The organism is Shewanella sp. S1-58-MNA-CIBAN-0166 (assembly GCF_040310085.1).
In the GTDB taxonomy this organism is placed as follows: domain Bacteria; phylum Pseudomonadota; class Gammaproteobacteria; order Enterobacterales; family Shewanellaceae; genus Shewanella.
Genome location: NZ_JBEOPN010000015.1, coordinates 23370 through 47669, shown reverse-complemented (window position 1 = coordinate 47669; position 24300 = coordinate 23370). Strand labels below are relative to the sequence as shown.

The window sequence follows — 24300 nt, the reverse complement described above, 5'->3', positions numbered from 1 at the left end:
CATGAAAACAGGTAAATTATTATCGATTATCGCGTTATTAGGTTTCTCTGTAAGTGTAATGGCTACCAGCATACCTGAAGACAAAATCGACACATTACGTTTAGCGCCAATTAATGTAGAACCGACACCGCCTGCGATGCAAGCGGTGATCAATACCGATGTTAAGCAGGTACGTAATTACCCAATGCAGCCACCGGTGATCCCGCACAAGATTGATGGTTACCAAATCGATCTTAAAGTGAACAAGTGTATTCAGTGTCATGCCCGTACTAGTACTGGTCATTCACAGGCTCCAATGGTGAGCGTGACTCACTATATGGACCGTGATAATAATTTCTTGGCTGATTTATCACCACGTCGTTATTTTTGTACTCAGTGCCATGCACCGCAGTTAGATGCCAAGTTATTAGTTGAAAATGACTTTGTCGATATTGATCACTTAATGAAGGCGAAAGCCCCAGTTAAGCACTAGGAGTCACTATGATTGCAAAATTGTTTGAGCAACTAAAAATAGTGTGGAAAGTGCTGTGTCGTCCGAGTGTCCATTACAGTCTTGGCTTCTTAACCATTGGTGGATTTATCGCTGGGGTGATTTTCTGGGGTGGATTTAACACCGCCTTGGAACTGACTAACCGCGAGCAATTCTGTATTGGTTGCCATGAAATGGAAAACAATGTTTATCAGGAACTGCAAACGACTATTCACTTCACTAACCGAAGTGGTGTGCGTGCAACCTGTCCTGATTGTCATGTGCCACATAACTGGACCGATAAAATTGCTCGTAAAATGCAAGCTTCTAAGGAAGTGTGGGGCAAAATATTCGGTACTATTAGCACGCGAGAAAAGTTTGAAGGTAAACGTCGCGAGCTGGCGGAACATGAATGGGAACGCCTTAAAGCTAACGATTCGTTAGAGTGCCGTAACTGTCATAACTTCGACTATATGGATTTCACTCGTCAGTCTAAGCGTGCATCACAAATGCATTCAACATCACTGGCTAGCGGCGAAAAAACCTGTATCGATTGTCATAAAGGTATTGCACACCAATTACCTGATATGGCGGGTGTAGAAGGGTTCTAAACCGGTTAATATTGTAAGCATATAGAAAAGGCCAGCAAATTTGCTGGCCTTTTGTTTTATGCATTTCGAACTAAAGTTGTTTACGTTAAATCAACCTGTTGTCCAATCACATCAATTAAATATTCAGTGAAATCATGGCCATGGTTTTGCAACATTTTCGGAAACATTGAAATAGGCGTTAACCCTGGGAAGGTATTGATTTCATTCAAGAGGATTTGATTATCATCAGTTAAAAAGAAATCAATGCGCGACAAGTGACTTAATTTCATCCCTTTAAAGGCTTTTATTGCGTAATCCCGGATCAGCTGACTGATCTCAGGGCTGAGGTTATCAGCAACAACGTCGGTACGGGCTTTACTATTTTTAGCGTACTTTTCATCAAATGAATAAAAGGTATTGCTGTCGCAAATAATTTCGCCCGGTAAGGTAGCTACCACTTCACCTTGGTATTGGTATACGGCGACTTCTAATTCACGCGCATGGATGGTTTGCTCAACAACCACATATGGGGCATAACTAAACGCATCTTTAAGTACGTTAGCGATATTGGCTTTAACATCGACTTTATAGCATCCCACAGACGATCCTTGTGATGCTGCTTTAACGAAAACAGATCCCCAATGATCAAATGCCGTTTCAGTTTGCTTGATTGCATCATCATCTAGTTGGTGCAAAAAGATGTAAGGCGTGTTTGGTACGCCTAAAGCTGAAAACCACATTTTAGCGGTGATTTTATTAAAGCAATTGCTTGAGGCTTCAGATTCACAACCAAAGTAGGGCAGTTGGATTAAGTTAAAGTACGATTGAATATCACCGGTTTCACCCGGAAATCCATGAATACACGGGATCACATAATCAACTGACCATGCTGGCGTATTGTTATCTTCAAAACGAATTTCACGACGATTAGTCAGGTCGCATAATTTACCGTCTTCAGTGTGATAATGACCGTGTTTATCGAGTACTAACTTAAGTACCGAAAATTTATCTGACTTTGCCAGTGATGACTCAAAAAAACGTGCAGACATTAACGAAATATCGTGTTCTGCACCGCCACCGCCGCACAATAACAGCAGATTAATCTTTGGCATGGTTGCTCCTGAAAGACCCAAAAAATGGGCTAGATTTGAATTAGATTAGCCCTAAAAAAGTAATGCTTATGATAAAGACCCACAGCCATACAGTGCAAGTAAGAGTTAATAATATTTCAGCTATTTATGTCTATTTCCGACGTTAATGCGATTAAATAACCTCAACGAGATAATAAACAGCTATCACATCTCCATTACCTCACGAAGCGATTGTATTAATTGGCAATGTCATAAGCGTTAGTGGCATCCGTCTTGGTTAGTCACATCCGTTCTAAGTGGCAATAATATGCTGGGTGGAGTCATACACTGTCGTTTTGTTGTCGACAATCTCAGCGTTATCTTTTCTGCATCAGCCGTAAAAAAGAAAAACCTCTTTTTATTTTCATAAAAAAGAGGTTTTTTATCAATCAATATAATGTCTGCTATCGTGGTCAACTACATTGATTATATTGATGTACTAACAAACGTATGACAGTAGAATACTTAAGCTTATTGCTTCAATCTTAGTCTCTGCGGTGTAATATTTTAATCTTACCTAGAAACGATAAGTTAAGTTCACCGAACCATTCACAGGCGCGCCGTAATAACCGATAGTGGCCAAGCTGTTAATGTATTTTTCATCGGTGAGGTTATTAATGTTAGCTCTCAGATTTAGGTCTTCAGAAATATTCCAACTTGCGAAAGCGTTAACGACTAAATAGGCATCTTGTTCTACATTAGAATCAACATTTTTGGTTTCAGATTGCCATCTGCCGCCTAATCCAACGCTTACTTCTGGCAATTGTGGGATGGTATAATCCATCGAAAAGTTAACAACGTTTCGGGCTGCCCATTCATTTGCCTCAGCGCCATCTTCATCTTCTACATCTAGCAGCGTATAAGCTAATACGGCATTGAGGTTGTCTGTTATGTGTCCAGTGACTTCGACTTCAAAGCCTTTCGATTCGACATTGGCACCTTTATAATAGTAATTTCCGTTGGCATTAAGGCCGGCGTAGCTAGCGAGGTTATTTTGCTCAGCACTAAATAGTGCAAAGGTAGCCATTAAATCATTATCAAGCCATAGGGTTTTAAGCCCAAGTTCGTAATTGACGCCTTTAGTGGGGTCTAAAAAATACCCATCGTAATCATACTGCTCTTGCGGTTGGTAAATGTCTGAATAACTGAAGTAAGTGTTGATATCCTCTGTGATGCTGTAAACCACACCAGCATAAGGGCTAAACTCGCTTTCGTCGTTGTCGATATCAACGCCGCTATTAATACCTTCGCGGGTATATTTAATCGCATTAAAGCCTGCAACTACGAATAGGCTGTCATTAATATTGAACTTAGTCGAACCATAGGCGCGAAGTAAGCTTACATCGATGTCAGAGTACTCCACTTTATCGCCCCATTCAGGCTCAGGAATCGCATTGAGATCGTAAGGGAAGGCTGGGGTTGGGCCATATGCAGGAGTCGCTGCAAAATCAAATGGGTGTTGGTACATGTATTTTTTACTTTGAGAACCGCTTAACCCTAAGGTCAGTTCGTGATCTTGACCAAATAAGCCATAATGACCAATTGTGGTGATGTCCAAAATATCGGCTGAAAACTCAGTGTCGTAACGACCAGGCCAACCATTTAATCCTAAGCCTGTGTCCTTATCAATGGTTCCAGAAGCATAAAATAACTTACTTTCATCTTCTAATCCTTGATGATTATAGGCAACTTTAAGGTCCCAATCGTTAGGCATTATGTAAGTATACTCAACAAATGCGGTTGTATTGATGGTGTCCCACATAGTCCACTCTTGTGTGGTGCTAGCGCTGGTATCCCATTCTGCTTGGGTGCCGTCAGTATAGTTAAATACTAATCCGCCCCAGGTATTACCGTCTGTGTTGGCATCTTGGTATGAAAACCCTAATGTTAGCGTTGAGTTATCTGTTAATTGGCCATCAACGACAGCGTAAATATAACCACGATCGTTTTCTAGGCCATCTAAGTATGATCCTTTGTCTTCTACTACCGCAACAACTCTACCAGCCCAACTACCGCTTTCTGTTAACAGGGCAGAGTAATCAGCTTGTACGCGCTTAAAGTCATCTGAGCCATATGAGATGCCTACTTCACCTTCATTTTCGTTAGTCGGGCGTTTACGCACATAATTAATGGTACCAGCAGAATTACCTATTCCGGTTAGTAGCCCGTTAGCGCCACGAATAACTTCAATTTTTTCATAACCATAAGCTTCCATTGCACCAGTGACGATCCCCCAGTCATTGGGCAAACCGACGCCATCAATTTGGGTACTTTTAATTTCAAAGCCGCGAGAAGTATATTGTGTGCGGTTTGTTTCCCATTCTTCAACATTAATACCTGTCGCAAGACGAAGTACGTCGTTAAGGTTATTGGCCCCAAAATTAGTTATCTGCTCGTTGGAAACCACACTGATTGACTGCGGTGTCTCATCAATCTCCATAGTTAACCCAGTAGCGCCTTGGCTAACGCGTTTATAACGAACACCCAAGATTTGAATTTTTTCTATGTTTTGATCATTGTTGTCAGCATTTTGTTGTTGTTCTGCTGCAAGGGCAATGGGCTGTACTAGAAAGCCCATTGCCAAAACTAATGATGAAAGTGCAAAGGTATGTTTAGGTTTCATGTTGTGCCTTATCTGTGTCTTTTTCTAATGATGAATATTATTAACGGCGAACCATAGCGCTTATCAGACGCTAATGTTATTGCTAATGATTATCATTAGCAACCACGGCCGAGGCTAGATTGATTGAAATGTGAGCATTAACGCAAAATTTACAATTGATAATAATTATCACTCAATAATTGTTGAGATTGGTTATCAATCGTATTAGCATGTGTGGAAAATTAATATCTATAAAGACAGCGGACAAATTTGGACATCAGATGGCAAAACGTAGTAATCGATTTTGGTTTAAGCTTCATGGCTGGTTTTCATTACCCGTATGGATAATTTTTTGTTTTGTGTGCCTAACGGGGACAATTTCAGTGATAAGCCATGAATTAACCTGGCTCACTAATCCTGACGCTCGTGCAAGTAACCCACAAGATCTGGCTGAAAAGCCGATGTCGGAACTTGTTGAAATTGTGCAACAAGCGCACCCAACAGCAAACATCACCACAGTGATGAGCTTTGAGTCTTATCTGGTTAATGCCGTTATTTTTAACGATAGCGACATGCCTTTTGCCATTGCTTATGTCAATCAATACACCGGCCAAATACAAGCAATTAATCTTGGCATGACCTTCACTAATTTTATGCGCTCATTACACGGTTGGTTACTGTTTCCATGGCATGTTAATTACAGTGTCGGCTATTACATTGTCTGTTTTATGGCAATTGTGATGTTGGGTGCATTGATATCTGGACTAGTGATTTATAAAAAGTTTTGGCGTTCATTTATCCAGCCTAAATTACGTATCAATCAAGGTAAAAAAACATTGCTTGCAGATTTACATCGATTGGCAGGTGTGTGGTCAATGTGGTTTTTAATGCTGATGAGTATTACCGGTTTATGGTATTTAACCCAAGCGATTTTGTGGCACAACCACATAGATTTGGAGCCACATGCACCTTTAATTGAGGCAAGCCAAGTGCCTACATCAGCAAATGATGCTCCTATTAGACCGTATACATTATCTAATGCGCTGCAAGTGGCCGAGCAAAAATTCCCAGGCTTTAAAAGTACCTACATTATGCTTCCTGAGCACCAACGAGATACTTACAAGGTGTATGGCCAGGGAGATCATATTTTCTATGACCAGTACGCTTATGGCGTGACAGTGAATCCATGGAGCGGCACCATTGAAAGTGAAAGATCGCCAGCGGCAATGACCACCTTACAAACGCTTTCGCATATTGCTGATCCACTGCATTACGGCACAATAGGCGGGCTGTGGACAAAAGTGATTTGGTTTATCTTCGGCATTTTTCTAACGGGGATGTCTATCACAGGATTTTTAATGTGGGGAAGTCGAACCGTAAAAGCCGCCAGAACCGACCTAGATGATCCGTTGGCAATGCATAACTCACAGCTAGTCGAGCAGGAAGGTAACTAATGGCCCGCATTAAAAACACCATATGGAATCGTTACAAGTATAAAATAAATGGCTTAATGTTAGTGCTAGTTTGTTATTTTCTATATCAGTCTTTATTCCCGCAATTCCCTGATGCATGGGAAACTCAAGCGGTTGGCGCTTTTGAAATAACACCTATGCCGTATAATCTTGATCCGCCATATCTTCACGATGGTACCTACACTAAAGATTTTTTATTATTGTTTAGTCAGGGGCAGGTAAACAAGATCCGTCAAGCATATTTAAATATTGGCACAGAACCTCTACCATTAGAAATACTGCAAATGGGCGATGCAGGTATCTTGCATGGCAGTCAGCATGGACAAGAAGTTCATGCTATTGCGCCAGAAGTATTAACAGCAGAACACAAGGCTTGGTTAACCATTGAAAATTGGCAGGGGCAACAGCAAGTCATTAGCTGGAAGTTACCTGATGCATTTTATCAGTCATCAAACTAAACGATTGTAGTCTTTGGGGCAGCTTGGTTTTATCGAGCAGTTTGCCGATGTTAAATGTAATTGCATTGCATTTAACATCGTATTCTTAGGCGGTTAAATACCAAAGGCTTCGCGTTCAGAAACACATTCGTATTCAGCCATTTCAAATTCACGGCAAATCAGTGGCCGAACTTCGTAAATCGAACACATCATAGTGTCTCGGTCTAGTGCTGCACACCAACCATCATCAAGTCGGCGCATGACTTCTCCGCCCCAATTATCTTTGGCTATATACACTTTAGGCACACCGGTTTCGGTTATTAACATCACTTCTAAACGGCAACAACAGGCTTGGCAATTTGAACAGGTCACAGCCGGTTGCTCTACAGAGTTTATTGTTGCGGGAGTCGATGATTTATCGGACGACTCAGGGAACATGGTAATGATATTGGTGGGCATTTAAGGGCTGCAGTTGAACATTTGGGCTAAGGATAGCGTAAATTTGTTCATGAAAGATAAATTTACTTCAAATAGAGGTGATATTTAATTTGTGATGAAAACCAAATTACTCCAGTAGTCAGAATTTATATTTTATTTCAATAGTTTATTTGTTATATTTTTGAGGTGAAAAGGTTGAAAGTAATGGTGAAATCAGCTGTTTACTCATTTCATTAATAAGAATAACAAGTCAACAAGGAGTTGTTGTGTGAAAGGATATCGACGATTGCTGCAAAGCGCATTTTGCGTGGTTTTATGTTGCGTTTCAACATTGGGTTATTGCCTAACCGAACTGAGTAAAGATGAGGGATATATTCTTGTTGCTATGAAAATTGAGCAAGGTTACGTACCGAGTCATATTACGTTAGACAGTGAAGGATGGTTGTCGGACTTAAGGTTTGAAAAACTTAAGTCAAACTATAATTACTGGCTCGTAGTGGTAGATGCAGGCAGCTACACTTGGAATCGCGTGTACCTAGGAAAACAGACTTATATTGACTTAGCGGATCAGAAGTACGTGATTAATGTTGAGGCCGGGAAAATCAATTATGCAGGCCATCTTTCAATGTATACCGAGATGAATGGCAGCTTAAATTACTTGATTGGTGGTGCTAGGTTCTATTTTAATAACAAAGCCAGCCAAGCCCTGGAATACATGGAATCTAGCTATCCTGAAGTATTGGCTCAATATAATTTGAACTACACCGGCAAAGAAAAAGACCACTTTTTTGAATATGCTAAAGCAATTGAAGGGAATCAATTATGAAGCTGATTAAATGTATTCTTATTGCATTATCGTTTTTCTCGATGACCGTCGCAGCAAGCCTTGAAGACGACTTCTTCAGAAATCCAGATGTCGTTGCACCGAAGTTAAGTCCGCAGGGGCAACATTTACTATATAAAAAACTGGTCGATAACAATTATACAGTGATACTTGCTGGCACAGATTTTAGTTGGGATACCAAGGTGATTAGTTTTAGCCAGCAATCTAGAAGGTCCATTAGTGATTTTGGCTGGTTAGGTAAAGAGTATTTTAGTGTCACGACATTTGATCGCCATTCTGGTATCCAGTTATTGATTTACAAAGTTGATGCAGCCAATAGCGTCACTCAGGTTGCTTTACTAAAACAAACTTACTTATTTGATCCATTACTCGCGGTTGACGATATTTTTATCGCCCAGCGCTATAAAAATGGCAAAGCACATTTATTTACTATTAATGTAACTGATGATGCTTTTGAAGCGCAGTTTCGCAGTAAAAAGAGTATATCAATAGGCCCATTTCCTGAAGGAGCATGGTTACTTAATCCTTTTGGTGAACCTAACGTTAATTTTATTAGCAAAGGGGGCGTAACAGAGGTTCATGTTAAAAAAGCTGACAGTCGTAAGTGGCAACAAGTTTGGCGGCAAGATGATCAAACTAAATTTATACCAGTATGGTTTGATGATGCTAAAAATGAATTATTAGTGTTATCCGAACAGCAAAATGGTTATCAAAGCTTATCTCGATATGATGTTCAGTCTAAGACTTTTACTGGTGAAGTTTACAGTCTGCCAGGGCGTGATATTGTCGGCATTATTCAAAACCCTTACGACAGCAGCATCATAGGTTACACCTATATGCTCGGTGGAGTGTTAGTTCAAAATTATGACAATAAGTTGTCAACATATACTGGTACATCTGAGGGTAAAGGAGATAAAGAAGACAATTATGTTATTCACTTTGATCAAGATTACCAAAAAATAGTGACGATTAGCCAATCGATCGATTCACCTTCTGCTTATTATTTATTCGATGCCGAAACAGGTAAAAGCCAGCTTATAGGTGAAGAGCGACCTTGGTTAAATCAATACTCATTAGGCAAAAGTTTAGTGATTAAATCGACTTCTTCCGATGGTGTTGAAATTGAATCTTATTTAACGATGCCAAGCAATTCTGCCGCTAAAGACGTCCCCTTGCTTGTGATGCCTCATGGTGGACCGTTAGGTGTTAATGATACGAGACACTTTTCAGTTGATGTACATTATTTTGTTCAAAAAGGTTATGCAGTATTAACCCCAAATTATCGCGGATCATCAGGCTTTGGCAAAAAATTTCTTAATAGTGGCAAGCGTCAATGGGGCCGACTAATAGAAGATGACATTGAGTCTGCCGTTACCAAAGTCATTGCTCGAGATGATATTGACGGCCAAAAAGTGTGTGTGTTTGGGATCAGTTATGGTGGGTACTCTGCATTAATCAGTGCTATAAGACGACCAGATTTATATAAATGTGCCATCTCTTATGCCGGTGTGACAGACATACCATTACTGTTTTCTGATCATAATATTTCTGAAAAAGATGATTCTCGGCGAGTTTTGATCGATATTCTTGGTGACCCAAATGAATCTTGGGATACCTTAATTGAGTATTCACCGGTGTATAGAATGAATGAATTATCTATTCCAATTTTTATTGCTCAAGGCGGGAGGGACCGCGTAGTCGATTCGGAACATTATTTTCGATTGAAATATGTGTTAGATAAATTAGGCAAGTCGTATGAGTCTATGTTTTTTGAAAATGAAGTACATGGATTTAACTACATCATTACACAACAAGCGCTATACAATAGTATTGATAAATTCATGCAGAAAAGTTTTGCTCAAAGTGAAATCGCTTCATCCTTATAATCTTAAACAGTTAATCAAAGCCACTGTAATTCAGTGGCTTTGAGTGCCAGTTAATAGTATTAAACCCTATCTGGCTCTGTGAATGAAAAACTTACGAAAAAATAGATGTTTACAATTCAACCACTTTACCAGTTAGTGCAACGCCTGCAACAATATTGCCAGCACCGCACTGGAAAGTGTCATTGCTACTAGTAAGATTGTTTTTATAATTTGATTTGATTTCAACAACAGCATTACCGCCTTCTTTAATCGCTCGCTCTTTTAGCGCGATCATTGCCGATAGAAATACCCAATGGCAAGCTTCGATATCAGATTTATTAAAAGCATTAGTCTTTTTATTAGCACTGAATTCACCGATAATTTTTACTGGCTCAGAATAAGCTTGATCACCAAAATAAAAGGCTACATTGCTGCCAAGTTTATTTTTTGCGTGTTCTGTACTCAGCGCATCTGCTACCGAATAACTGCCGACATCGTCGCGGGCATAAGAAACAGAAGGGGCAATAGCGAGTGCAAGAGATAACACGATGATTTTGTTTTTCGTACTATTGTTTTTCATACTAAGAAACATCCTTTTAATTGGTTTGGCTTTTACGGTGAAAATCCTTTGTGCGAAGCAAAATAACATTAACTCACTGATTTTACACCTATCAATGAGAAATATTCAATTTTTCGGCAGGTGATAAAGTTGGGTAGAAACCATAAGGTATTAGCAGATGCAATCAAGTGTGTTGATATATTTGGGGTAAAACAATGTCTATGCAGTGATAAACATTGCACAGACACAGACACAGACACAGACAGTGATGGGGTCATATTTGCTTGTTCATTAACATCGCAACTTCTAGAAAATGTGGTCAACATTTGAGTGAGTAAGCCTTATCTCATCACTTTGCTACAGCGTTACGTTGAATCAGCTGCATTAAGGGTAACGCTTCACTTCCCTGTGATGGCGAGACAAAATAACATGGCTATTGCTTTGTTTATCTTATATAGAAGCGGGGAGGGCGGAGATAAATGAAGCCCATAAGTTCATCAGTACGATGGCCAATGTTAATGCTGATGTGCTGACGATAATGAATTTCCTTCGCTGTCATAAAATCCTGAAGCGCTGTGTTCAATAAAACCTAAGTTGATCATTTTTCTAAAAAACGGGTCAGATTCATTATCGCCAATATCAGCAAAGTCAGTAGATTGGTACGCAGAGAATGTATCTAGCTGTTGTTGAATCATTTTGTTGTCGTAAGTCACCTCAGTTAATTGCCAATTTACGGCTTTATCTGCAGATTCAGTTTTATCTGACAATGTAGTACTAATGCGTTGTACTAGTTTTTTTGCTGGAAACCACCATATATCAACCGTTTTTGTATTTGTTTGTTGTTGATAATGTTCTAGTTTATCGCAATCTTGTCCAGTAGTTTCAATGAGTGTTGACTGCTTTTGAAATAATGGATGGAGTAATTGTGCATGATATTGCCATGCTTGATTAGATATCGTTTTGGTTGCTTCATATTCAATGGCGCGTTTGTCATCGATGAAGTATGAGGTTTTTTTCATGTGATTATGTGGCAGTGTGGTCCATTGTGTTGCGACTTGTTGATTGTTGATATGAAATACAGAATTTTGGGCTCTTAATAATACCAGTTGGTTTTGTTTGTTTGATGCTGCATCGTGAGTCGTTTGTTCAATGTTATAGGTCGCCATGAAGGCAGTTGATTGGCAAGTGTCACTTGCTGATGCAAATAACGGGAAAGTGATAGCGGTTAGTAACAATAGAGTTTTCATGTGTTTTGTCTTATTGGCTGGTCAAGTATCAAGGCGCAAGCTAAAAGTTAAAGAATAGGGGCAAGCCCCTATTCTTTATTGATGACTTTTTACTTATTTATCTCACGTTCAGGTTATTTAGCTGACTTTACTGGGGGGTACCAGAAAGATTGCCAGCGTAATCCATCACATGGAATATTAAGCTTTGCTCGTTAGTTCCTGTAATTAAGTGAGCGCCAGGTCCTACAGCAAAAACACCAACGTCTTCACCCGCATGTGTTTCACTATCGAGTGGCACTAGCGACTCTTGGTGGAACCCTGCGGTTGATGTATCAATATCGGTTAAGTCAACGCGGCCTGTTACTGCAGCAGCTGCATAACTGGCATCAGCATCGGTTTGTGTGCCTAAATCTCTAAAGCCAAGGCCGTTGGTATAACCTACTGTGGTATAAGGCATGTCGTCTGAGGCTAAACTTGGCTCAGTCGCACCAATACCAACCACTTTACCTAAGATTGGGTTACCGCGTTTTGGGTAGCCTGCAATGGTAAATACATGGCTGTGATCAGCAGTAACAATAATTAAGGTGTCTTCTTGGCTTGTTGCATCAACCGCGACTTGCACAGCCTTAGCAAACTCAATAGCGTCATTTAGCGCGTTATAAGCATTGCCGGCATGGTGAGCATGGTCAATTCGACCAGATTCAACCGTTAAGAAGAAACCTTTGTCGTTATTATCAAGCACCTTAATGGCAGTGGCGGTCATTTCTGACAAGCTAGGTTCACCGGCAATATCATTTTTACGGTCAGCTTCGTATTGCATGTGCGATTCGTTAAATAAACCAAATACCCGCGGTGTTGTTTCAGTGTCAATAGCATTAAATGAAGCCTGGTCAAATACATAAGCACTTGTTGCATACTTCGCTTGCCATTCGGCGGTTAAGTCACGGCCATCAGTACGGTCACCTTCAATGGTACTGACTGCGTCATTGCTGTTATATGCTACATCTTTAGGTAAAAAATGACGGCGACCACCACCCATAACCACTTCAATACCATCAACATCTACACCGGCATATCGAGCTTCTAAGTTGGCTTCAAAATTGACTAACTGTAATGCAATATCTTCACAATTAGCGCGCTCAGGGTTGTTGGCAATATCCATATCTGAGATATCTTCCCAGTTACGATCTGCTGACTTTGCATAAGTTGCAGCAGGTGTCGCGTGGGTAATACGTGCGGTTGAGATAACACCCGTTGATTTACCTGCAATCTCAGCTAATTCTAAGGCAGTGATCATCTCAATGCCTTTCGTGCTAGCACAATTGCCACGAACCACATCTTCGTCAACACCTAATACGCCAGCATCTGTTTTAACGCCCGACATCATCGCTGTCATTGTTCCTGCAGAATCTGGTGTTTGTGCATCAACGTTGTAGGTCTTTGCTAAACCAGAAAATGGAAACTTATCAAAGCTTAATTGGTTTTCTTCACCCATCATGCCTTTATTCTGACCATCTAAAATACGCGCTGCGGTTACCGTTGAAACACCCATACCGTCACCAACAAATAAAATCACATTTTTAGCTGAGCCTTTAAGTGCGGTTATTTCTGCTGCGGTAGATGCAGTTGCAATCGATACGTTGGCATTGTTTGCTAATTGGCTATCAATTTTATTCCAAACATCGTCTGCCGTTTCTATTTCGGCAGCGCCTTGTTTAAACCATGAGTTATTTAAACTGGTTAGCAGTTCGGTATCGTTTACTGTGGTCGCAGCAGGCGAACATACATATTGAGTTGATGTTATTTCAGACGCATCTAAAACGGTATCAGCATTTGCATCGATACCCGAGTCGATTTGCACACCACCATTGAGACAATTAGCATTACCTACCGCTAAGGGGGTTTGGGTAATTAATGCGTTGGTTCCGTTAGTACCATTAGTGCCATTAGTGCCATTTGAGCCATTTGAGCCATCAGATCCATTGATGCCGTTAGTTCCATCGGTGCCATTGTCACCGTTATCGCCACAAGCTGATAATGCCAAAACCAAAGAAACTGTTAATGTTGATAATATAAATTTATTCATCATAAAAACCTTATAGGGTCTATTGACCAACTAAACCAAGAGCACGATTGATTAAATGGAATACAACGCTTTGTTCAACTGTACCTTGAACTAAGTGCGCACCAGGGCCTGATGTATGAATAGCCACATCTTCTCCCGCGTGAGTTTCGCTATCTAATGGCACCGTCACTTCTTGGTGATAACCAGAGGTTGTTGTATCGATTGCGGTGATGTCTTGACGGCCTGCGATAGCTGCAGCAGCATAAGATGCGTCGCCATCTGTTTCAGCCCCTAAGTCTCTGAAACCAAGTCCATTGCTATAACCTAAAGTGGTGTAAGGATTACCAGCAGAATCTTCGCTAGGCTCAGTCGCACCAATACCAACCACCTTACCCAAAATAGGGTTACCACGTTTTGGGTAGCCAGCAATCGTAAACACATGGCTGTGATCGGCAGTGACAATGATTAGCGTTTCTTCATCATTTGTTGCATCTAATGCCGCTTGAACGGCATTGGAAAACTCAATAGCATCATTAAGCGCTGTGCTTGCACTGCCAGCATGATGACCATGGTCAATTCGGCCAGACTCAACCGTTAAGAAATAACCTTTTGGATTGTTATCAAGTATTTTAATGGCTTTTTCTGTCATTTGAGACAGGCTGGGTTCGCCTGCAATATCATTGGCTCGGTCGGCTTCGTATTGCATATGCGACTCATTGAATAAAGCAAAAACACGTTCAGTGGATTCTGTATCAATGGCATCAAATCCAGTTTGGTCAATAACGTATTGACCATTTGGATACATAGCACTCCATTCTGCGGTCAAATCGCGGCCATCGGTACGGTCACCTTCAATCGCGCTAACGGCATCGACACTATTAAATGCGGCATCTTTAGGTAAAAAATGACGACGACCACCGCCCATCACAACATCAATGCCGTCTACATCAACTCCGGTGTAACGTTGTTCTAGATTTTTTTCAAAGTTAACCAGTTGTGATGCGATATCTTCGCAATCTGCACGTTCAGCATTATTGTCAATATCCATGTCTGAGATATCTTCCCAGTTACGGTCTGCTGACTTTGCATAAGTGGCGGCTGGCGTAGCATGAGTAATACGTGCGGTCGATAACACACCCGTCGATAAGCCTTTTATTTCGGCTAACTCCAAGGCCGTGACCACTTCATTGCCTTTGACTGAGGCACAAGTACCACGAACGACGTCTTCATCAACACCCAGAACACCAGCGTCTGATTTTAAGCCGCTCATCATGGCTGTCATGGTGCCTGCTGAATCTGGTGTTTGTGCATCTACATTGTAGGTTTTAACTAAAGCTGAATAAGGAAATGTTTCAAAGCTTAAATAACCTTCTTCACCAGAATTACCGGCTAATTGCCCTTTTAAAATCCGAGCTGCGGTAAGTGTAGAAATCCCCATACCATCGCCAACAAACAAGATGACATTTTTTGCTCTTGTTGATCTTGATTGTTGTAATTTTTCAGTGATGGTTGCTTGGCCGTCTTTATACCAAGCATTATTGAGTTGTGTGTCAGTCGTTGTCGCTGCGGTTGCAGAACCTGCGTATGTTGCCGATGACAATATACTAGCGATAACCACTGATAAGCCTTGTTTGAGCATATTCATATTACCCTATGTTGTAGTTAAGTTATTTGAGAACCTGGCCATAACATAGAGGTTTACAATGAACGTTAAGTAACACTTCGGTTACAATTTGATTACAAGAGCGTTTAGGTTTTATGTGCATATAATCAAGCTGCTGATTTTATTGTTATTTAAAGGTGACTATAGTATTGGTATTTTGCAGAACAATAAGTTTGCTTGGCCGCTATGCTTCTGAGTGTTTTTGTATGCAATTAACCCCCAACACCCTGATTAAATTAACTAATACATTAATAAGCGAGCATAAAACCTATCGTAACCTGAGTTGAAAGAGGTTAAGTTGATTAGCTAGAAAAGAGGGGAGCATAGTTGAACTCCTACCTTGCTTATGTGTTTATTGACACAATCAATCGCAACTCTACCTTATGGCAGAATAGTTAAGTAAGATGTTATTAATTCCAACAATTAGATAAGGACTGTTTGTATGGGGGAAGTTATAAGTAATCAGATGAGGGAAGTTATGAGTGAAGTAAATAGTGAAGTAAATAGTGACAAAATGAGTGAGTCTGCATTAAACGCATTGAAAATTGCGTTTACCTACATGCCTAAATCAATTGAAGTGACTAAGTATGAGTATGGTGACAGCTACCAAAAAATATTAGATCACATTGAAACCGTTAGGGAAATATTACTGATTAATGATGTTGATCCTGAAGAAGTTTATGGTGAAGTTAACCCTGAGAGTACGCCCAACTCAACCTATTGATTGAGTGCCATTAAATCATCATTATTATCAGTATTTTGTTCATTCAGCCTTAGAACACTAGGCCATAGGTTTAAACACCTAAAGTCGGCAGATAACGACAGCGCATTTATTATTTGACGATGTTTTTCGCTATAAAATGGTGTGCATGGTTGGTTTTTATCCAAAAATTGCTCGCTGGATTCTGCACAAGGTAAGATGCATTTTTTGTGGAATGATAAACTCGCGGATTTGAAATGAAGGCTTATTGACGGTTTTTAGGCGGTGTGGCGACAATAGTATGATGGTAGTTTTAGCTAATAGGTTTTGGTTCTTTACTGCTCCTAGCATTCAGACGTTACGATACAGGTATCTTGTTTGCTTAATCTCAATAAAAAGCTGTTCATTTCTTTGGTTAGTCATCAGAAGATAATGCATCTCCTGATGACTTAATACTGAACGGCTCACGTATCTTTGGTCAAATTGTTAAGGCGTTTTCCGTCGATGGGCTCAAAAAATATGGCCTATCTGAACAGGTTCCAGATAATGGTATTGTCTGCACCTAGACTCCACAGCAGCACAACGGCGGCCAGTAAAACCTCTAGAACTAATACACCAATGGCTAGCGTCGTGCTTGATATAATAAAACCCTGTCGATTGCTGATGCCTAAAAAGCTTGGTGTACCGCTATAGAGTAAATAGCCGGTATAACAGATGCCCATAATACAGGCGAGTGTGCACAACCAAATCATAGGGTATATAGCAAACAAGCCACTTAAAAACATCGGTGTAGCCATGTAACCAGCAAAGACAATACATTCATTTCTGCTTGGGCAGTTAGGGTATTTACGTGCCAACCAATGGATCAAACTACCGACTATTGTCACTGCCGTTAAAATTAACGCATAAAATAAAATCCCCAGGCCTAAACCACTCTCCATTGAGACCTTGATTGTGTCTTCACCACCAAAAGTCCAACCAAATTGTGTGGTACCAATAAAGGTACTGACCACTGGAATCGCCGCCAACCACAGTACATGATTTTTGTACAAATGACTGACTGTTTCATGTTCATTACTTATGTCGCGCCATTCTTTATCAGGATGATGTACAAGTCCCCAAACGTGATTAATCATGCTTCCTCCTCGCTTATTCAAGCGACAGTTTTTTATAAAACCTAAGGTTACTGGCACACGACTGTGTGTCTTAGATATCAGTATAGGAGGTAAGCGGATATTTGCTTTGTGCGGCGGTATTTAGTTATCCGGTAGTGAGTGGCAACTACAGTTAAGAGTGTACTGCTCAACTATCATAAAAATGGCCGGCTTGGTTTCTTTTCTCAACGCGGAGTAATATTTATTACCCGTTATATATTTAATCTAATAATTTAAAGACCAAACCAGTTATTGCGATGATCCCAATTACAGAGTCCTAAATAGTGATCGATTAGCGCTCGACTAACGTATTGACGCTGTTACTTTTTTATTAGAGATCTATTATGTGGTTTAGTTCAAAAATTAGTAGGAAAGCGCTGGCATTGCAGCTAGTTACCACGCATCAGTCAGCTGCTGTTGTGGTCGATGCTCAGCAGAATATTATTGCCGTTAATGATGCTTTTAACCAATTAAGCCAGCGCTTAAAACAAGCTGGTCATAATCAAACCTTTAATTTGTTACTTACTCGTTATGACAGTAGTAGCAAAACTATTCGCTGTGATGAAAACTTACACGTTAGTCAGCAAGTTATCTCACTCACTTATAAAAACTTAGAGTCTTGCTCACTTTATACGTTTGATGCTGTATTAACACCGTTATTAAATGAAAGTGTGTGGCAAGAGTTATTAGCTTTTAGTGGCAAGGCCTATGTTGTATTTGATAACAATGAAAAGTTAGTAACAGCTAATCTGGATCCCGTAAACACTGATTTTATTTATTTAAATCAATCAGATATAAATTTGCAGAAAACGTTACAAAACGGGCTTAACAGTAAAGATCAACTACTTTGTTTATCTGAGCAAGATAAGGTCTATTTTCGTGTGGCGCGCCACAAAATTGATTCTGGTAATCAAAAACTCATAGTCTATGTATTATCCCATCAAGAGCAAAACCAGCATATAAAGCAATTCGAAATGTTATCAAAGGTGGTAAGTAATACTAGCACTAGTGTATTGATCACTGATAAATATGGTTTAGTCGAATATGTAAACCCGGGTTTTGAAAAACTGTCAGGCTTGAGCCTTGCAGAGGTTAAGGGAAAAAAGCCCGGTATACTTTTGCAACGTGAACAAACCGACAAAGAGACGATTAAGCGCATATCTCAAAAGCTCAAAGCAAAACAAGCCTTCTATGAGGAGATATTGAATTTTGATAAACATGGGGTGCCATATTGGATTGTATTGGCAGTAAATCCGATTTTTAATGAAAAAGGTGAGCACACAGGCTTTGTTGGTGTGAGCTCTGATGTGCGTGAAATCAAACGTATTGTGTTAGAACAGATTAATCAAAGAGATGCAATAAGCAGTCATTCGGCTGTGTTAGAGTTTAACCAAAGTGGTCAGTTTATTTCAGCTAATGACTATACTAAAAAGCAGTTAAATTTACACGACGATGTAAAAATGCAAACTGTAGTGGGAAATTTAAAAGACCACTTAGACCATTCTCGTACGCAGATGATCCAACGAGGCGAACCGACAGCAGTCATGATGAAACTGATTCATCAAGGCACTGAAGTGATTTTAGATTGTGTTATTTCTTCAATTACGGATTTGAATGGAAATATTTCTAAGTATATTGTTTTTGGCAGTAATGTTTCTTCTCGTAATAAGTTAGTGACCGAAACGCACAATGCGATGTCTACTGTGTTGAGTAAAATTCAAAATACGGTAACGACTATTAATGCGGTCGCCGATCAAACAAACCTATTAGCCCTCAATGCAGCCATCGAAGCAGCAAGAGCGGGTGAAGCCGGACGTGGATTTGCCGTTGTTGCGGACGAAGTTCGTAATCTTGCGAAAACGTCAAATGACGCCGCGGTTCAAATTGGCCTACTCATCAATGAAACTCAATCTCATGTTGATGAGTTAGCTTCTTTTTTAAGTGAATAAGTTGAGCTCAACTCGCTCTAGTTGCCTATAATTTGTTCAAAAGACTTATAATAGAAGCCCACTTTAATGAGTGGGCTTGGAATGAGTTGGCTTATGCGTTTCTTGAATGAGCCGCTTGCCCCAATGGCCAACAAAGAAGATAAGTGTACTGGCAGATTTTACTCGTTCCCGACTAATTTGTGGGAGGGCAGATTTACCTATTCCTTTATAAAAAACCAAGCGTTATTAGATGAAGCGGCAGGGTGGGCTTTATGGCTTATGTCGAGATCTATTCACTAACAGAAAGGCACATCCGGCTCAAGATGACTACCATAGTAGAAATATCTTATTACACCTGTATTTAACGCCGAATTAACTCAGCGATAAAAGGTAAACAACCAGCAGGCTTATTGGCTTGTGTCAGTAATGAACGTCAGGATATGCCTAAAGGATTGGTGCTCAGCGTTAACGATTATATTGTGCAGGTAGATAATACAGGGCGAATTATTCGAGAGGATAAGCGCAGTGCTATTAGCTCAGGTAGCCAAGACATTCTCAATAGACTTAATATTTCCGCTTAAAACGGGCTAAAAATCACCACTGAGTTTGGCTCATTATTTAAAGTTTTTTTCGAGGCATTACCAGCTTTAACAGAATATTTCGAACATCTAGAGCGAAAGCGAGCACAAGGATCATCGAACTGCCAACGCGGGTTGTGTGCTTAAGACTTAACCTTTAAAACTAGAGATCACACTGAAACAATAACCTCATTTTGTGCTTGATATCAACCAAGCCGCGAATGCTTTAACTCAACCGTATTGCTCATCAGTTTCCATATGCCACTCAGTTTGTTGATGATTTTCGTTCAATTTTTACATTTGAATAGTCAGAAAGCTATCGCAATCAACGCTAAAAGCAGTTATGTTAATTGTCTTAAAAATGAGAGGCATAGTTTCTTGTTCAACAAATATTGAAGAATCAATTATAAAATTCATCACAATTAAAGGATAAAATAGATGAGTGAAGTAGTAGAAAATGTTCCAACGACTAAGGAACAAGCCAAAATAGTTTACTTACTTTACATGGTAGGTTTATTGTTTGGTATTACAGGTATAATCGGTGTAGTAATGGCTTACATCAATAAAGGTGATGCCCCTGAGTGGTTAAAAACCCATTATCAGTTTCAAATTAGGACTTTTTGGATTGGTGCTATTTATATCTTCTTAGGCTCAATTTTATCCTTAGTTATCATTGGGTGGTTTGTACTCTTATTCTGGGCGGTTTGGCTAATAATTCGCTCACTCAAGGGCATGAAAGCACTTGAACTGGAAAAACCAATTGAGAACCCTACTGGTTGGTTATTTTAACAGCCTAACAACCTAACAAATAGGGATCGGCTGCGTTAAGCTGCGTCCTTATCTCAAGTGTTGAGCCAGCCCCAATACTTGAGATGTTACTCTTTATCAAGTCAATAACAGATCAAGAATTTAAGCTAAAAAAGCCACCCTTATTATTTGCAATAAAAATCATAAAATTGGGTGGCATGATTAATTTGCGTCACATGGCTTAATCAAATTCAGGAGTAATCAGAATAGTATATGAAAGGTAAGATTAGTCAGTGGAATGATGAAAAAGGTTTTGGATTTATCTCTATTTCAGACAAAAAAAGTAGAGTTTTTTTCCATGTTTCAACTATCAGAACAAGAGGTCGCAGACCTGAAGTTGGAGACAGTGTTGATTTTGAACTAAGCAAGGATAAGAATGGAAAAATCAAAGCATCTTCTGTTTCTATCGATGGGCTATCTCCAACAAACAGCACTGAAAACACCAAACGAATAAAAGTTGATCCACCAAAAAAGGATGTCCTTGATTACTTATTAATGATCATAATTCTTTCTTCATTAAGCTACACCGGATACCAGTTTTATCTATTCAATAATCTTGAGAAGGTATGGCCATATGCAATTCCAGCCATAGTCGCTTTTTTATTCTCTGGTCGTAATAAAAAACCAAAACAAGATCATTATTCTTGCACTAATTGCAAAGCCGTTGAAAGGTTTAATCCTAGAACTGTAGAGGCATGGAACAGGGGGATAACTAGATTATTCTGCAACAAATGCCACAAGGACTGGCTCAGAAACAAACCGAGAGAGGAAACTCAAAGTTATTCTCGAGGAGGCTCATCCAGCGGTTGTCTTGGATCATTTTTAATCATCCTAACATTGCCTGTTATCAGTAGTGTAGCAATCTATCAGTGGCTGGTGTAATCGCCATGTATCAAGTCAATAAAGTGGGACGCCTACGGCGCCTCTTATTGAGGCGTTGAGGCTGTAGAATTACTCTTTTAAATAAAAAGCCTATTTTATGGGTTCAAAATGCATTGCCTAGTGTCTTAAAAGCGCTTAGAACTGATTTAAAAATAAAAATGGGTGGCATGATTAATTTTTTGTTACGGGCATAATCGGTGTAGTAATGGCTTACATCAATAAAGGTGATGCCCCTGAATGGTTAAAAACCCATTATCAGTTTCAAATTAGGACTTTTTGGATTGGTGCTATTTATATCTTCTTAGGCTCAATTTTATCTTTAGTTATCATTGGTTGGTTTGTACTCTTATTCTGGGCAGTTTGGCTAATAATCCGCTCACTCAAGGGCATGAAAGCACTTGAACTGGAAAAACCAATTGACAACCCTACTGGTTGGTTATTTTAAAAGTCTAACAACCTAACAAATAGGGATACGCTGCGCTAAGTCGTGTCTTTATCTCAAGTGTTGAAGCTAAAAAATGCCACCCTGCTTATTGGCAATAAAAATGGGTGGTATGATTAATTTAGGGTGTAATGCTTTAATCAATTATGGAGGATATTTTAGATGAAGGATGATCAATTCAAGGCATGGGAACTAACTCGCGAAAAAGGTAAGTTAAACTTTTTTCTAATTAGAGGCGTTTTGTCGTATGGTTTACCAATGTTAACCATAATGGCATTTATGAACAAGCCTTTCGTAGATGGTTTTACTTCTAAAGCCGCAATCGTTCACATTATTGTTTGGCCATTAGCTGGTTTATTATTTGGTGTAACCATGTGGTACGTAACCGAACATAAATATAAAAAAGAACTGGCAAGTCGTACTTATCCCAAGGGGTGAACCAACCCCAATACTTGAGATGTTACTCTTTATCCAGTCAATAACAGATCAATAATTGAAGCTAAAAAAAGCCACCCTGATTATTTGCAATAAAAATGGGGGGGGGTGCCTACTTACGTATCAAGGGTTTAAAGTGAAGAAAATATTTGTAATTGCATTTGTGTTGCTTACGTCGGTTTTAGCTGGTTGTGCTGCGCCAAAATACACCGCTACAGCCATTGCTAATGACTATGAAAGTGGTGATGTGCAGGTTGTCATTATCAATGATGAAAAAACACGAGAAGGATTTCAGAAGACAATGGAGTCTTGGCTCGATAAACATAATTTCAAATACACTACATCGAGTGATGGATCGAAGCATGATTTAGAAAAACTGAGGCTTGAGTATGAAGGGCATTGGGGGTGGGATTTGGCACTCTATATAAACGATGCATATATTGAAGCATTTCAAAATGGTCAGCGTGTTGGAAAAGTAGAGTTTAAAGCGCCAAATAGTCTAAATGGTAATAAATTTGGTAATGCTGAAGAACGGATGGCTATATGATGAGTGTTTTGTTTGGCCGGATGACGGAAGAGAATGCAACCAAAAAAATTAACTCTTCCAATTAACAAGCGTAAACATGGCTACCCACGATTATTCTGATTAATATTGATGTTCATCAGCCAATTCCAACAAATGATTTATGCTTTGCAAACCGCTCAACGCATAAATACTATAACCTTATGAGAGTCTGGATATATTGAGCTAATAATGAAATTAGATTACGAATTTATAAATGAAATTTTGATAAATTTTGTAGAGTCAGAAACAAGTACCGTTAGTGTTGATGACTTTATTGAGTTATATGAAAAAGACTCACAAAAGTTAGCCCATCACTTGATTCTTATGCAAGAAAAGAAACTAATCACGGGGGCTTTTTCCCATGAAAAACTAGGAATAGAGCTTGAATTTGATGAGCAAGGACGATATGAGTTTACTTCTGGTATGCCTTGGCGAATTACTTCAGAAGGGTATGATTTTGCTTTAGCTCTTAATAAACCAGATGTTTTGACCATAATTAAAGATAGATTTCAAAGAGAAGGTCTTTCTGCAGTTATTGATATCACTAAAAAGATAGCAGTTAAGCAGGTAACCAAATTGCTTGATGAATAATACGTCATAAAAATTGGTGCTTGATTCATTTGATTAATCAATTTTTCAGTATGATCTAGGTGTTTATGCCTAAGGTGATAATTTGATATATGCACTGGTTAAAATATTTAAAGAAAAACAACATGCTCAAAGTTTTATTAACGGTGAGTTATATATGCAAACACTCCGTGATTATAAAGATTGGATAGATGACAATGGTGAGCTGCGTGGAGATCCATGTGAAGGTATTGTTGGATATTTCCAATCTGATGATATTCAGCTTGAGATTGGAAATATAAAATTAGATTCAGATTCCTTCGATGGAGCAGTCTTAGTTCATAGTAATGATCTACTTTCGCGAAATGCATTTTGTACCTATGCATTAAACTCACGAGGATTTGACAAAATTTCTGTTGATACATTGAAAGAGTTTAAAAATATACTTGAAGTACATTCTAAGTGTTATGGGCTCGGTTCTTATTGTGTTGCAATCACAAATGTTAGTGAGTTTATATCAAGAGCGAAATCTGCAATAAAAAGTATAAATGTTGATGGTGCCATATCGTTGGTTGATTACTTTGATGATCAAATTTTTAGTGGGGAGTTAGATTCTGATATGCATGGTTTTCAAAAAAGAAAAACATTTGAACATCAACGTGAACATCGTATATTAATCGACCTAAATTATAAAATACCAGAAAAATATACATTAAATGTTGGAGATCTTAGTGATATAACAACTGAGATATTAACTCCTCAAGAACTGAATGAAATACTTGAAGTTAGATTGCCTGATGGGAGTAAAGCATAACATATATGAGTCTTCCCCCTGTCAATAGACTAGCAGTTCCCATTTGGCTGCATTTACTGTCAAATTTA

At 39.3% G+C, this 24300-nt stretch carries 24 protein-coding genes; 16 read left to right on the top strand and 8 right to left on the bottom strand.

Features of this window, described 5'->3' with window-relative positions; translation table 11 throughout:
• Position 1: 1 nt before the first annotated feature.
• Both AAEY99_RS10935 and AAEY99_RS10930 read left to right on the top strand, forming a co-directional pair.
• Positions 2-472, top strand: coding sequence for a nitrate reductase cytochrome c-type subunit (locus tag AAEY99_RS10935; protein WP_101087915.1), 471 nt, complete (start codon positions 2-4; stop codon positions 470-472).
• 8 nt (positions 473-480) lie between these two features.
• Positions 481-1080 (top strand): cytochrome c3 family protein, encoded by a 600-nt coding sequence (locus AAEY99_RS10930; protein WP_101087918.1) that lies wholly within the window; start codon positions 481-483, stop codon positions 1078-1080.
• An 80-nt stretch (positions 1081-1160) separates the two neighbouring features.
• Here AAEY99_RS10930 and AAEY99_RS10925 read toward each other — a convergent pair whose 3' ends face one another.
• Together AAEY99_RS10925 and AAEY99_RS10920 are read right to left on the bottom strand one after the other, a co-directional pair.
• A complete protein-coding gene (locus AAEY99_RS10925) occupies positions 1161-2171 on the bottom strand; it encodes a D-alanine--D-alanine ligase (RefSeq protein WP_351010486.1) in 1011 nt (336 codons plus the stop codon).
• Between the two features lie 535 nt (positions 2172-2706).
• Complete coding sequence (locus AAEY99_RS10920; protein WP_351010484.1) at positions 2707-4812, bottom strand: TonB-dependent siderophore receptor; 2106 nt, start codon at positions 4810-4812, stop codon at positions 2707-2709.
• A gap of 260 nt (positions 4813-5072) precedes the next feature.
• Here AAEY99_RS10920 and AAEY99_RS10915 point away from each other — a divergent pair, with 260 nt between their 5' ends.
• Together AAEY99_RS10915 and AAEY99_RS10910 are read left to right on the top strand one after the other, a co-directional pair.
• Entirely contained in the window at positions 5073-6245 is a 1173-nt protein-coding gene (locus AAEY99_RS10915) for a PepSY-associated TM helix domain-containing protein (protein WP_351010482.1), read from the top strand.
• Complete coding sequence (locus AAEY99_RS10910; protein ID WP_351010481.1) at positions 6245-6721, top strand: PA2404 family protein; 477 nt, start codon at positions 6245-6247, stop codon at positions 6719-6721. The genes AAEY99_RS10915 and AAEY99_RS10910 overlap by 1 nt, the downstream gene beginning before the upstream one ends.
• 93 nt (positions 6722-6814) lie before the next feature.
• On the opposite strand, the gene AAEY99_RS10905 is transcribed toward AAEY99_RS10910, so the two are convergent.
• Positions 6815-7138 (bottom strand): YkgJ family cysteine cluster protein, encoded by a 324-nt coding sequence (locus AAEY99_RS10905; RefSeq protein ID WP_101088210.1) that lies wholly within the window; start codon positions 7136-7138, stop codon positions 6815-6817.
• Between the two features lie 268 nt (positions 7139-7406).
• Between AAEY99_RS10905 and AAEY99_RS10900 the strand changes: the two genes are divergently transcribed.
• Entirely contained in the window at positions 7407-7964 is a 558-nt protein-coding gene (locus AAEY99_RS10900; RefSeq protein ID WP_101087932.1) for a hypothetical protein, read from the top strand.
• Entirely contained in the window at positions 7961-9868 is a 1908-nt protein-coding gene (locus AAEY99_RS10895) for an alpha/beta hydrolase family protein (RefSeq protein WP_101087934.1), read from the top strand. The genes AAEY99_RS10900 and AAEY99_RS10895 overlap by 4 nt, the downstream gene beginning before the upstream one ends.
• Before the next feature lie 109 nt (positions 9869-9977).
• On the opposite strand, the gene AAEY99_RS10890 is transcribed toward AAEY99_RS10895, so the two are convergent.
• The 4 genes from AAEY99_RS10890 to AAEY99_RS10875 all read right to left on the bottom strand — a co-directional run bounded on the left by AAEY99_RS10890 (position 9978) and on the right by AAEY99_RS10875 (position 15342).
• Complete coding sequence (locus AAEY99_RS10890; RefSeq protein ID WP_351010478.1) at positions 9978-10427, bottom strand: excinuclease; 450 nt, start codon at positions 10425-10427, stop codon at positions 9978-9980.
• Positions 10428-10921: 494 nt separating this feature from the next.
• The gene (locus AAEY99_RS10885; protein ID WP_101087938.1) at positions 10922-11653 is read right to left on the bottom strand and encodes a hypothetical protein; all 732 of its coding nucleotides are present in this window, start codon (positions 11651-11653) and stop codon (positions 10922-10924) included.
• Between the two features lie 127 nt (positions 11654-11780).
• The gene (locus tag AAEY99_RS10880; protein WP_351010476.1) at positions 11781-13721 is read right to left on the bottom strand and encodes an alkaline phosphatase family protein; all 1941 of its coding nucleotides are present in this window, start codon (positions 13719-13721) and stop codon (positions 11781-11783) included.
• A gap of 16 nt (positions 13722-13737) precedes the next feature.
• The gene (locus AAEY99_RS10875; protein ID WP_351010474.1) at positions 13738-15342 is read right to left on the bottom strand and encodes an alkaline phosphatase; all 1605 of its coding nucleotides are present in this window, start codon (positions 15340-15342) and stop codon (positions 13738-13740) included.
• A gap of 496 nt (positions 15343-15838) precedes the next feature.
• Between AAEY99_RS10875 and AAEY99_RS10870 the strand changes: the two genes are divergently transcribed.
• The gene (locus AAEY99_RS10870; RefSeq protein ID WP_101088214.1) at positions 15839-16084 is read left to right on the top strand and encodes a penicillin-binding protein; all 246 of its coding nucleotides are present in this window, start codon (positions 15839-15841) and stop codon (positions 16082-16084) included.
• Positions 16085-16584: 500 nt separating this feature from the next.
• Here AAEY99_RS10870 and AAEY99_RS10865 read toward each other — a convergent pair whose 3' ends face one another.
• Positions 16585-17196, bottom strand: a complete 612-nt coding sequence (locus AAEY99_RS10865; protein ID WP_101087942.1) for a Yip1 family protein — start codon at positions 17194-17196, stop codon at positions 16585-16587.
• A gap of 362 nt (positions 17197-17558) precedes the next feature.
• On the opposite strand from AAEY99_RS10865, the gene AAEY99_RS10860 reads away from it, so the two are divergent.
• The 9 genes from AAEY99_RS10860 to AAEY99_RS10820 all read left to right on the top strand — a co-directional run bounded on the left by AAEY99_RS10860 (position 17559) and on the right by AAEY99_RS10820 (position 24232).
• The gene (locus AAEY99_RS10860; RefSeq protein WP_101087944.1) at positions 17559-19163 is read left to right on the top strand and encodes a methyl-accepting chemotaxis protein; all 1605 of its coding nucleotides are present in this window, start codon (positions 17559-17561) and stop codon (positions 19161-19163) included.
• 419 nt (positions 19164-19582) lie between these two features.
• Positions 19583-19723, top strand: a complete 141-nt coding sequence (locus AAEY99_RS10855; RefSeq protein WP_242445191.1) for a hypothetical protein — start codon at positions 19583-19585, stop codon at positions 19721-19723.
• Positions 19724-20158: 435 nt separating this feature from the next.
• Complete coding sequence (locus AAEY99_RS10850; protein ID WP_162022753.1) at positions 20159-20509, top strand: DUF4870 family protein; 351 nt, start codon at positions 20159-20161, stop codon at positions 20507-20509.
• A gap of 231 nt (positions 20510-20740) precedes the next feature.
• Positions 20741-21409, top strand: a complete 669-nt coding sequence (locus AAEY99_RS10845; RefSeq protein ID WP_101087948.1) for a cold shock domain-containing protein — start codon at positions 20741-20743, stop codon at positions 21407-21409.
• Positions 21410-21614: 205 nt separating this feature from the next.
• A complete protein-coding gene (locus AAEY99_RS10840; protein ID WP_197708465.1) occupies positions 21615-21854 on the top strand; it encodes a DUF4870 family protein in 240 nt (79 codons plus the stop codon).
• A gap of 159 nt (positions 21855-22013) precedes the next feature.
• A complete protein-coding gene (locus AAEY99_RS10835; RefSeq protein WP_101087950.1) occupies positions 22014-22289 on the top strand; it encodes a hypothetical protein in 276 nt (91 codons plus the stop codon).
• 55 nt (positions 22290-22344) lie between these two features.
• Positions 22345-22833 (top strand): Sbal_3080 family lipoprotein, encoded by a 489-nt coding sequence (locus AAEY99_RS10830; protein WP_351010468.1) that lies wholly within the window; start codon positions 22345-22347, stop codon positions 22831-22833.
• A 207-nt stretch (positions 22834-23040) separates the two neighbouring features.
• Entirely contained in the window at positions 23041-23442 is a 402-nt protein-coding gene (locus AAEY99_RS10825) for a hypothetical protein (protein ID WP_351010466.1), read from the top strand.
• Positions 23443-23524: 82 nt separating this feature from the next.
• A complete protein-coding gene (locus AAEY99_RS10820) occupies positions 23525-24232 on the top strand; it encodes a hypothetical protein (RefSeq protein WP_101087954.1) in 708 nt (235 codons plus the stop codon).
• Positions 24233-24300: the final 68 nt, after the last annotated feature.